Here is a 10,677-nt window from a genome sequence, read left to right as displayed (position 1 = left end):
AGCAAGGACAGGGCAATATCCCCACCGGCAGCAGCCCATGCCTCGCCCACAGGCGGCATCGAGACCAGAACGGCGGTAAGGCCACCAAGTGCTGTAAAGCCCATCACCCCGACATTGAACAGGCCGGCATAGCCCCACTGCATATTGACGCCGAGCGCCATCACCGCAGAAATCACACAAAGATTGAAGATGCCAAAGGCGACGTTCCAGCTTTGAAGAAAGCCGATCGCGATCAACACCAGGCACATCAGGCCATATAGGAGCGCAACTCTCTTCGTCATATCACTTTCCCACGAATAATACCGGTTGGCCGGATTAGAAGAACTGCGACCAGAATGATGAAGGAGACTGCAAACTTGTAGTCCGTCGACAGAAGTTGCACGAGCCCGTCCGGCGCCCAATCCGTCGGGCCGAGATAGGTCAGGAACTTCTTGAAGGCATAGGTCACCGTCACCTCGGAGAAGGCCACAATGAACGCGCCCAGAATCGCGCCGACCGGTTGCCCGATACCGCCCAGAATGGTGGCGGCAAAGATCGGAAGCAGGATCTGCAAGAAGATGAAAGGCTTGTAGGTCTTATCAAGGCCATAAAGCGTGCCGGCGATGGCCGCCAGTGCCGCTGCGATAACCCAGCAGATCATCACCACACGTTCCGGGTTGATCCCCGACAGCAGTGCCAGATCCTCGTCATCGGAATAGGCGCGCATGGCCTTGCCCGACCGGGTTTTCTGCAAGAACCAGAACAGCCAGGCAACGACAATGGCGGTGACAACCACCGTGATCAACTGGCTTTGCTTGATCGCGATACCTTCATCAAGGCCCAAGGCGCGGCGTGAATCAATCGCGCCAATAATAAAGCGTTCGCCATCTGCAAAGCTTTGATCGGCCGGGCCGATGACAATGCGGATAATACCGGCAATCAGGAACATCACGCCGACCGACACAATGGCAAAGACAATCGGGTTTGAGCGCTGCTTGCGATAAAAACGGAACACCATCCGATCCATGACAAGCGCCATGCTGATGGCGGCCAGTACCCCAATCGGCAACGCCAGAAGGGCGGTCGGGAAGGGGTCGATAGAAACGCCCATATTTTGCAGGAACCAGGTGACCAAAATCGTGATCATGGTGCCAAATGACATCAACTCGCCATGCGCAAAGTTCGCAAAGCGCAGGATGCCGAAAATAAGTGTGACGCCAAGCGCCCCAAGGGCGAGCTGTGCACCATAGGCAGTCGCCGGAACGACCACAAAATTGGTAAACAGCGCGAGTGCGTTAAGAATTTCCATTCAAGTCCCCACTTAGCCGCCCAGGAAGGAGCGGCGAACTTCTTCGTTGGCGAGAAGGGCTTCGCCCGTATCGGTGAACCGGTTGCGTCCCTGCACCAGGACAAAACCGTGATCGGCGATCTCAAGCGCCTGACGGGCATTTTGTTCAACCATCAGAATGGCGACCCCGGTTCTGGCGACTTCCACGATCTTGTCGAACAATTCATCCATCACGATGGGCGAAACACCCGCAGTCGGCTCATCGAGCATAAGCAGCTTTGGCTGGGTCATAAGTGCGCGACCAACCGCCACTTGCTGGCGTTGACCACCGGAAAGCTCGCCTGCGGGCTGATTGCGTTTTTCGCCAAGGATCGGGAACAGATCGAAAATCTGTTGCTTGGTTTCCTCGATCTTGTCGTCCTTGCGGATGAAGGCCCCCATATCGAGGTTTTCCTCGACCGTCATCGAAACGAACACGTTGCGGTTCTGGGGCACAAAGCCCATGCCCTCGGGCACGCGTTCCTGCGGGGCAAGGTTGGTAATATCCTTGCCATCCAGAACCACCGACCCTTCGCGCAGGTTCAGCATGCCAAACACTGCCTTCATCGCGGTTGATTTGCCGGCACCATTGGGGCCGACGACAACGGCGATCTCGCCCTTTTCAACGGTAATCGTGCAGTCATGAAGGATATCACTGCCGCCATAGCCGCCGGTCATGCCGGTTGCGCTTAAGAAACTCATGACGGCACCTTCCGTTCATGCTTGCGACCTGTGCCGAGATAGGCCTCGATGACCTCCTCGTTATTCTTGACCTCTTCGATCGTCCCCTGGGTCAGGACCTTGCCCTCGGCCATAACGATCACGGGATCACACAGGCTGGCAATGAAATCCATGTCATGTTCGATCAGGCAGAAGGTATAGCCGCGCTCTTCATTGAGGCGCTTGATCGAGGTCGCAATGGTATTAAGCAGCGTACGGTTCACGCCGGCACCGACTTCATCAAGGAAGACGATCTTGGGTTCGACCATCATGGTGCGGCCCAGTTCCAGCAGTTTTTTCTGCCCGCCGGAAAGATTGCCCGCCAGCTCGTGCTTGATATGGTCAATCTCAAGGAAATCGATCACCTCAAGCGCACGCTCGTAATTTTGGGCTTCGATTTCTTTGACGCGGGAATAGTTAAACCAGCTATGGCGCAATTGTTCGCCCGGCTGGTTGCCCGGAACCACCATCAGATTGTCCAGCACACTCAGTGTCGAGAATTCGTGCGCAATCTGGAAGGTTCGCAAAAGGCCCTTGTGGAAAAGTTCGTGCGGTTCAAGGTGGGTTACGTCTTCGTCATCAAGGAAGATTTTTCCCGAAGACGGCGGAAAGACGCCAGCAATAATGTTGAACAATGTTGTTTTACCGGCACCATTCGGCCCGATCAGGCCGGTGATGGAACCTTTTTCAATGGATAGCGATACGCCATCGACTGCCTGAATGCCGCCGAAATTCTTGGCGATGTTTTCGACCCGTATCATTGGGAGTTTTTGACCCTTGTCATGCGTTCTGTACCGTGGAAATCAACGATATATTGCGGTGACGACCCGGTAATAGAGGAACTGCCAGAAACCGAAGTCTCTGACAGTTCCTGCGTCGTTAACGATCAAAGGATGATCGGCTTAGTGGTACATCTCCGTTTCCCACTTGCCGCCCTTGATTTCCGTTTCACGGAAGCTACCAGCGGACTCGCCCGGCTCGATCAGTTCGAGCGCGGTACCACCGACATAGTCGATGTCACCACCATCAGCGAGAATCTGAAGCGCCTTGGCCAGTTCACCCGGATAGATTTTCTCACCCGGTGCATTGGCCACTTTCAGGATGTGGTCTTTGTAGACAGCACTATCCGTCGAACCAGCTGACTGCATGGCCAGCAGAAGCAGTGCAGATGCGTCATATGCTTCGGGGACATAAGGGTCATCACCCTTGAAGCCCTTGCCTGACGCCAGTTCGGCCAGCATGGACGCGCCCGGGCTGTCAGTACCCGGGTTGGTGCCGATCGATCCATCAAGCATATCACCGAAGTTGTCGGTCAGCGCTTCACCAACCATGCCGTCCGGCAGGACGAACTTGTCGAACGCACCGGTATCAAGCGATGCCTGGATGATGCCTTTGCCGCCCTGGTCAAGGTAACCGGCAACAATCAGAACTTCACCACCGGCAGATGCCAGGGTGCCGATTTCAGCAGAATAGTCGGCTTTGCCATCTTCATGGGCTGCAACGGCGGTGATTTTGCCGCCTTTTGCTTCGTAGGCCGCCTGAATGGCGTCAGCAAGACCTTTGCCATAGTCATTGTTGGTGTAGGTCAGCGCAGCCGATTTAATGCCGCGACGATCAAGGATTTCAGCAATGATCTGGCCCTGACGTGCGTCCGACGGTGCGGTACGGAAGAAGTACCCGTCATCTTCGATTTCGCTCAGCGCCGGCGAGGTTGCCGACGGCGAAATCATGACGATGCCGTTTGCGCGGACAACGTTGTTCAGGATGGCCGTGGTCGCACCAGAGCAGGTTGCACCGTTAATGCCGTGAACGCCATCAGACGTCACAAGACGATCAGCCGCCGCGGTGGCTGCTGCTGCGTCGATACAGGTACTGTCACCGCGTATCGAAACAACTTCACGCCCGCCAAGCAGCAGGCCGCTGTCGGAAACTTCCTTAATGGCCAATTCGCCGCCAAGTGCCATCGGCTTGACGAGTGATTCCGTCGGGCCGGTGAAGCCTTGCAGCATGCCGATCTTTACCTGTTCCTGTGCAGATGCGCCTGCGACGACAGCCGTCGAAAGGGCTGCCGAGAAGAGGAGGGTAGAGAGTTTTCCCATAGTGTAGCCTTCCCTGTTTTATTGGGCCTTTATATTCGTGGGGCAGTATACAGAAAACACAACGCGTTTCCAGTTTCTTAACCTTAAGTTACAAAATCGCTCTTGCATATTGGGCGGGTGGCGGCAGGTTTCGCGACCAAACGGACGGACGCAGGTGTGGGTGAGTTCACACCTGTGATTGCGTCATCTTCCTGATGTCACGGCGGGCGACGACCGCTATATATGGGGCACAACAAGGGGCTTTGATGGCCAGGTGATCAGGCAAACACCCGCATGCCGCGTTCGGAAATCTTGCGGAACCCGGCAATGACATGTTCGGCCAATGCCTCCTCGACCGCGCCATGACCATCACGCTTGGCGAGGGTCATGCGGTATTCACCGATTTCCGGCAGGCCATGCGACGGGCCAAGATGCACAAGATCATCTGAAATGACACTGATCGGAAGCGGCGCAATCGCCAGATCGGCGCGCACAGCGGCTATCTGTGCCTGGCAAAACTCGCTGGTATAGGCGATGCGGTAATTTACCCCGGCATCATCAAGCGCCTTAAGCGCCATGGTCCGCCAGTAACAACCGGGTTCGGCCATCGATACCGGCAGGGGGCGTTTGTCAATCGCACTGCCATGACGCACACCCAGCCAGACCAGTGGTTCGGCGTGGATCGGCGGTTGGCGATCAAGCTCCGCATCAAAACTGAACACCGCGATATCAAGATCGCCTTTATGGATGGCCTGACGCAGGGTGCGGGTCGGACCAAGATTGACGTCGATATCAACATGCGGATGGGTTTGCGCAAACCGTTTGAGGATTTCGGGAATGGCGACAATGCCGGTGTCATTGGGGACGCCCAGCCGCACGGTGCCGGCAAATTCCGGGGCATGGAAATGCAACATCGCCTCGTCATTGAGCTTAAGCAAACGCCGCGCATAACCCAGCAAAACCTCGCCATCCTCGGTCATGGTGACCTTGCGGGTTTCGCGTTTGAACAATTCCCGTCCGACCATGGTTTCAAGCTTTTTGACCTGAAGGCTGATTGCCGACGCACTGCGATGAACCTTTTCGGCGGCGCGTGAAAAATTACCAGTCTCGCAGATCGCGACAAACGTTCTGGCAAGATCGAGATCAAGATTATGAACAACGCTTGTCGGGGAATTCATGATCGGCCTCTTGGCAAAAGGAACGCGATGGGAGCGTTTCGCAACAATAGCGCGAAACTTATGCTGTGAGATTTTCTAATAGATGAGGTTAGATCTTCTCGTTTGATTAATCAATGAGGAATCCTCAATCTTGGATAAACACAGATTGGAGATTCTCATCATGAAAGCCATCACATCTTTCGAACATGCTCCGCTGGGCCTTGTCGGTCACCTGCGTGCCGCCATCGAAGCCTGGCAAAATGAACGCGCGATCCAGAAGGCCATCGCCGCCAAATCTTCGCGTGATGTCCCCGCCGCACCCAACAAATCTCATCTGAGTGCAGCTGAACGGCATGAAAGCCGACGCACGCATGGCACCTACATCACTGAGCCGGGGGATGTCCTGTCGGGACTGGTTCTGAATTGGCCATCCCCGTCGCGCAAGGATCACTGATCTTGGAAAACCCGTTGTTCTGCCACCTTGAACTGCCAAGCGGTGTCATCCTCAAGAACCGGATTGCGAAATCGGCAATGTCGGACTCGCTTGGGGATGGCACCGGCCACCCGACCAAGGCCCAGAACCGGCTTTACCGCCGCTGGGCCGAGGGTGGGGTGGGTGTGTCGATCATCGGCGAAGTACAGGCGCAACCGCGATATGCCGAAAAGCCCGGTAATCTTGTGCTCGATGACGACGCCGACCTTGATCGGTTCCGCGCGCTTGCCCGGCAGGGTTCGGTAAAAGGCAGTAATCTTTGGCTACAACTGGGGCATGCCGGGGCACTTGCCTATGCCCCGACCAGTGCGCCAAAGGGGCCGAGTGCGCTTGATCTTCCGGGGCTGAAATGTGCGGCACTGACCGATGATGAAATCCGTAAAATCCCGGCCCAATTTGCAAGAACTGCCAAACTTGCTGAGCAGGCCGGGTTTGGCGGGGTGCAAATTCACGCGGCCCATGGCTTCTTGCTTAGTCAGTTTCTCTCACCGCTGTTTAACAAGCGACGCGACGACTATGGCGGGCCGATTGCCAATCGCATGCGGTTGCTTCTTGAAACCATTGGTGCCGTGCGCGCAGCCGTCGGTCCCGATTTCGTCGTGGCAGTCAAACTGAATGCCACCGATCAGTTGGAAGGTGGCCTAAGCGAAGATGATGCACTGGCCGTCGTTACCGCGCTTGATCAAACCAAAATCGATCTGATCGATATCAGTGGCGGTACTTATTTTCCGGGGGCAAAGGCGGCCTCTGACGGTGCTGGCGGCGGGCCTTATTTCATGAATTTTGCCAAGCGGGCCCGCAAGGTTACCACCAAGCCCCTGATGTTGACCGGTGGCTTCAAGACCCGTGCACAGGCAGAGCAGGCGCTGAATAGCGGCGTCATTGATATCGTCGGACTGGCGCGTGCCTTGGTAATTGAGCCCGCACTGCCAGATATCTGGCAACGCGATGATTACCATGATCCGGTCTTTCCCCGTTTTGATCATGCGCCGGCTGGCGGCATTACGGCATGGTACACCATGCGACTGACGGCGCTGGCAGGGCGGATGAAAATGCCGGAATTTGATGATCTGGATCAGGTCCTTGCCGCCTACGAAGCGCGGGATGCGGACCGGGCGCGGATTTGGTTGCGGCATTTCGACATTTGATCGTTATGCGGAAGGGCGGCGTTTTCACATTCTTGCGCAAAACAGGTCAGGGTTGCATGCGCATTGCTTTGCAAATCCAAAACACAATGCGATGATGTGGTCTTCATGTCAGGAACAGAAAATGGCAGAGACCGCATCAGCCTTTCAGCCCAACGGGCGCTATCAGAAGTTTGAAGTCTTCAATCAATTGATTGGGGATGCGAACCTGTTGCGCGCGGGTGATTTCGGCGAAAGCATCTCGGCGGCCCACTGGCGGCGCAAGGCAGATGTCCTGACCCGCTATACCGATCCTGATCACCACACCATCAGCCTCTATGTCAATGGCGGTACGGGCATTCAGCGCAAGATCGGCGCAGACCCGATGAGTGGCGGTGGCCCCGGTCGGTGTTGTTTGATGCCGGCTTATCTGACATCGGACTGGCTGGTGCATGGCGAGGTGGAGCTGTTTCACGTTTATATTCCGCATGCCGCCTGGGAACGCGCCGTGGTCGAGGCCTTTGACATTGAACCCAATGCGGTCGAAGTCCCGGAAAAGACGTTCTTCCTTGATCCGCTGATCGAGCAGACTGTGCGGCAGGCGATGCTGCCACTGGATTGGGATGTGCCAGCGGATCGAATGGCGATGTCGAATGCCGGGCAGCTTTTGATGGGCCATATGCTGCGCAGTTACTCAACGCGCCGTGATCTTGGCTTCAAGGTCCGCGGCGGGTTGTCGCCGGTGATCAAACGCCGGGTGTTTGATTTTGTCGATGCCAACCTTGACCAGCCGCTAACGATCGAAGAATTGGCAGATGTTGCTGATTTGTCGGCCTATCACTTTGCCCGCATGTTCCGCAAAACCGTGGGTGAAGCGCCACATCAATTCGTTCTGCGCCGCCGGATCGAACGCGCAATGCATATGTTGCGTGATGGCAGCGCCCCGGTTGCCGAAATCGCACTTGAAACCGGATTTTCCAGTCAGGCTCATCTGACCACGCGGTTTAGCCGCTTTACCGGGCTGACACCTGCGAAATATCGCAGCATTTCCCAATAACATCTCCCCATCGTTCTTTTAGCAGCCTGATCCAACCATCTGATCAGGCGGCTTTTTGCTGTCTCGCGCTCTGAACGCGCCCGCTGAGCAGGGCGTCTGATTGGCGTGCTTTCAGGCGCGTTTGTCTGCGGCGATCATTGCCCAGTCACTAACAAGTTGCCCAGTGGCGAAGGGTGATTTTTATTCAAGTTATTGAAAATGAACAAATTTACAGGCTTGAGAAATTCGTTGACAAGATAGAGCTGAGATACCTAGAATTTCAAAGCAACTAAAATATCAATTTTGGTAAAAGCCAATCCATCGGGAGGATGTCTCTAATGAAACTCACTATGAAATCACTTGGACTGTGTGCAGTCGTCGCAGGCGCACTGGCCGCTGTCATGCCGGCAAACGCGGCAACAACCCTTCGGATCGGGACCGTTCTGGCACCGAATGATCCGATGGGACAGGGACTTGAAAAGTTCAAAGCGGACGTGGAAAAGGCAACCAACGGCGACGTGGAGATCGAGATTTTCCACAACTCGCAGCTTGGTGACACCACTGAAATGATCGATCAGGCCCGTGCGGGTGCTGCTGTCGGCACCGTGACCGATGTCGCCCGTTTGTCGAGCTTCGTACCGTCGCTTGCGATTATGTCGGCACCGTTCCTGTTTGATACCTATGAGCAGGCTGACAAATTTGCCCTTTCGGATGAATACATCTCCTGGGGCGAAGAACTGCGCGAAAAATCCGGCCTCGTGATGATTGCCTCGAACTGGTATCAGGGCGCGCGCCATGCCCTGACGCAAAAGCCGATTTCAAGCCCGGCCGACCTTTCGGGTGTTCGTATGCGTACCATCGGTGCACCGGTCTGGATTGAAACCATCCGTGCGATGGGTGCAGAACCGACCCCGATTGCCTGGGGCGAAGTATATAGTGCCCTTCAGCTTGGCACGATTGACGCCGCGGAAGCACAGCCGACCGCGATCTGGAACGCCAAGCTTTATGAAGTGATCAAAAACGTCACCAAAACCGGCCATATCCAGCTTGTCACTGCGCTGGTTGTCGGTGCAGAAGCCTGGGACGAAATTTCACCGGAAAACCAGAAAATCGTTCGTGATCTGGCAGTGGAAAATGGTCGTTATGCCTCGGCCCTGACCATTGAGCTCGGTGAAAAGGCGCTGGAAGACGTTGCTGCAAGTGGTGTTGAGGTCAGCGAAGTTGATCTGGCTCCGTTCAAGGAAGCCGTCAAACCTGTTTACCAGATGCTCGAACTTGAAGCAGAAGCCGCTGTCGTTAACAAGGTTCTTGGTCGCTAAGACCACGAACCTTCTGGTAGCCTAGCGAAAGTGCGTTGCTTTTATACCGGGCAACGCACTTCAAACTTCACAATGGAAATTGAATTGATGCTCAAGCGGATTGAGTTTGCCTGTGGCGGCATATTGCTTGTCGCTGTGGTCATTCTTGTGGCGGTGGCCTCTGTGGCGCGCGCCATGGGATCGCCGATCATCTGGTCAGTCGAGATGGCGCAACTGATCTTTGCCTGGCTTTGCATGTTGGCTGCCGACATTGCCATGCAGGAAGACCGGCATTTCGGTCTTCAGATATTGCGTGAAATCCTGTCCAAACGGGCAAGCGCATGGGTGGAAATCATCAATATTCTGGTGATTATCGGGTTTCTTGCGTTCCTTTTGAACTATGCGTGGACAAACATGATTTTGATGCATCCGCGCCTAGTCGGGGCCGCACAAATTAATGCTTCTTATATCCATGCTTCGATGGTTGTCGGCATTCTGTTGATGATCCGAACCATGGTTGCCCAACTTATTCGACGCATTCGCAACAGGGAGATCAACTGATGCTGTTGTTGATTGCAGGTTTATTCACAGTCTTCCTCGTCTGCGGGATGCCGGTTGCCTTTGCGCTTGGCCTTGCCTCCATTCCGGTCTTTGTCATGACGGGTGCGATGCCTCCCACGGTCGTGATCCAGAAAATGGTCACCGCAACACAAAGCTTCCCGCTTCTGGCCGTGCCGTTCTTTATTCTGGCCGGCAATTTGATGAACGTGACGGGGATCACCCATCGCCTTGTCAAGTTTGCAAGTCTTCTGACGGGCTGGATGGCAGGCGGTCTGGCACAGGTTTCAATTGTGCTGAGTTTCATGATGGGCGGTATTTCGGGATCAGCCGTGGCCGATGCCTCGATGGAGGCTCGCCTGCTGGGCCCCAGCATGATCAAGAAAGGCTATTCCAAGGCCAATACGGCGGCGGTTCTGGCCTTTGGCTCGATCATTACTGCAACCATCCCGCCCAGCATCGGCTTGATCCTGTTTGGTTTTGTGAATGAAGTCTCCATCGGGCGGCTGTTCCTGGCCGGTGTTTTGCCGGGCATTTTCCTGACCATCGTTTTGATGATCACATCCTGGCTTGTTGCGCGTAAAAACGGCTACACGCCGGATCTGCCGGAACTTCCCAAGGCCAAGGAACTGACGGCCAGCTTCTTTGAAAGCATCTGGGCACTTGCCTTTCCGGTTATCCTGATCGTCGGGTTCCGCTTTGGTATCTTTACTGCGACAGAGGCCGGGGCGTTTCTGGTGTTCTATGCGCTGGCTGTCGGGTTGTTTGTCTATCGCGAACTGAACTTTGCCCGGCTCAAGGAAGCCATCTTTGGCTCGATCTCTGATCTTGGCATGGTGATGTTGCTGATCATCATGGCAGCAGTGCTTGGCTATGCCATGACGATTGAACGCGCGCCGCAACAGAT

Annotated in this window: 11 protein-coding genes and 1 pseudogene; 6 read left to right on the top strand and 6 right to left on the bottom strand. The window is 55.2% G+C overall.

Annotated features, from left to right (window positions below):
* The 6 genes and pseudogenes from B3Z49_RS04025 to B3Z49_RS04000 form a co-directional block, all read right to left on the bottom strand.
* A pseudogene (locus B3Z49_RS04025) lies at positions 1-281 on the bottom strand (branched-chain amino acid ABC transporter permease); the annotation flags it as partial.
* Positions 278-1,288, bottom strand: a complete 1,011-nt coding sequence (locus B3Z49_RS04020; protein WP_063088161.1) for a branched-chain amino acid ABC transporter permease — start codon at positions 1,286-1,288, stop codon at positions 278-280. The pseudogene B3Z49_RS04025 and the gene B3Z49_RS04020, both read right to left, overlap by 4 nt.
* Before the next feature lie 12 nt (positions 1,289-1,300).
* Positions 1,301-2,008 (bottom strand): ABC transporter ATP-binding protein, encoded by a 708-nt coding sequence (locus B3Z49_RS04015; RefSeq protein WP_008890664.1) that lies wholly within the window; start codon positions 2,006-2,008, stop codon positions 1,301-1,303.
* Positions 2,005-2,787: an ABC transporter ATP-binding protein gene (locus B3Z49_RS04010; RefSeq protein WP_063088159.1), complete on the bottom strand. Its 783-nt coding sequence runs from the start codon at positions 2,785-2,787 to the stop codon at positions 2,005-2,007. Before B3Z49_RS04010 ends, B3Z49_RS04015 begins: the two co-directional genes overlap by 4 nt.
* Before the next feature lie 141 nt (positions 2,788-2,928).
* The gene (locus B3Z49_RS04005; RefSeq protein WP_296988385.1) at positions 2,929-4,125 is read right to left on the bottom strand and encodes an ABC transporter substrate-binding protein; all 1,197 of its coding nucleotides are present in this window, start codon (positions 4,123-4,125) and stop codon (positions 2,929-2,931) included.
* A 257-nt stretch (positions 4,126-4,382) separates the two neighbouring features.
* Positions 4,383-5,282, bottom strand: coding sequence for a LysR family transcriptional regulator (locus tag B3Z49_RS04000; protein ID WP_296988383.1), 900 nt, complete (start codon positions 5,280-5,282; stop codon positions 4,383-4,385).
* 160 nt (positions 5,283-5,442) lie between these two features.
* Between B3Z49_RS04000 and B3Z49_RS03995 the strand changes: the two genes are divergently transcribed.
* The 6 genes from B3Z49_RS03995 to B3Z49_RS03970 all read left to right on the top strand — a co-directional run.
* The gene (locus tag B3Z49_RS03995) at positions 5,443-5,715 is read left to right on the top strand and encodes a hypothetical protein (protein WP_296988382.1); all 273 of its coding nucleotides are present in this window, start codon (positions 5,443-5,445) and stop codon (positions 5,713-5,715) included.
* Positions 5,716-5,717: 2 nt separating this feature from the next.
* A complete protein-coding gene (locus B3Z49_RS03990) occupies positions 5,718-6,902 on the top strand; it encodes an NADH:flavin oxidoreductase/NADH oxidase family protein (RefSeq protein ID WP_296988381.1) in 1,185 nt (394 codons plus the stop codon).
* A 121-nt stretch (positions 6,903-7,023) separates the two neighbouring features.
* Positions 7,024-7,935 carry an AraC family transcriptional regulator gene (locus B3Z49_RS03985; RefSeq protein WP_296988379.1) on the top strand — a complete coding sequence of 304 codons (912 nt, stop codon included), beginning with the start codon at positions 7,024-7,026 and terminating at the stop codon, positions 7,933-7,935.
* A gap of 317 nt (positions 7,936-8,252) precedes the next feature.
* Positions 8,253-9,233 (top strand): C4-dicarboxylate TRAP transporter substrate-binding protein, encoded by a 981-nt coding sequence (locus B3Z49_RS03980; protein WP_296988377.1) that lies wholly within the window; start codon positions 8,253-8,255, stop codon positions 9,231-9,233.
* A gap of 87 nt (positions 9,234-9,320) precedes the next feature.
* Positions 9,321-9,773 carry a TRAP transporter small permease gene (locus tag B3Z49_RS03975; protein ID WP_120226337.1) on the top strand — a complete coding sequence of 151 codons (453 nt, stop codon included), beginning with the start codon at positions 9,321-9,323 and terminating at the stop codon, positions 9,771-9,773.
* A partial coding sequence (locus B3Z49_RS03970) for a TRAP transporter large permease (protein WP_296988375.1) occupies positions 9,773-10,677 on the top strand: 905 nt, incomplete at its 3' end. The genes B3Z49_RS03975 and B3Z49_RS03970, both read left to right, overlap by 1 nt.

Source organism: Thalassospira sp. UBA1131 (assembly GCF_002311515.1).
Lineage (GTDB): Bacteria > Pseudomonadota > Alphaproteobacteria > Rhodospirillales > Thalassospiraceae > Thalassospira.
Note: the sequence above shows the minus strand (reverse complement) of the source record. Positions and strands in the feature narration are given on the sequence as shown.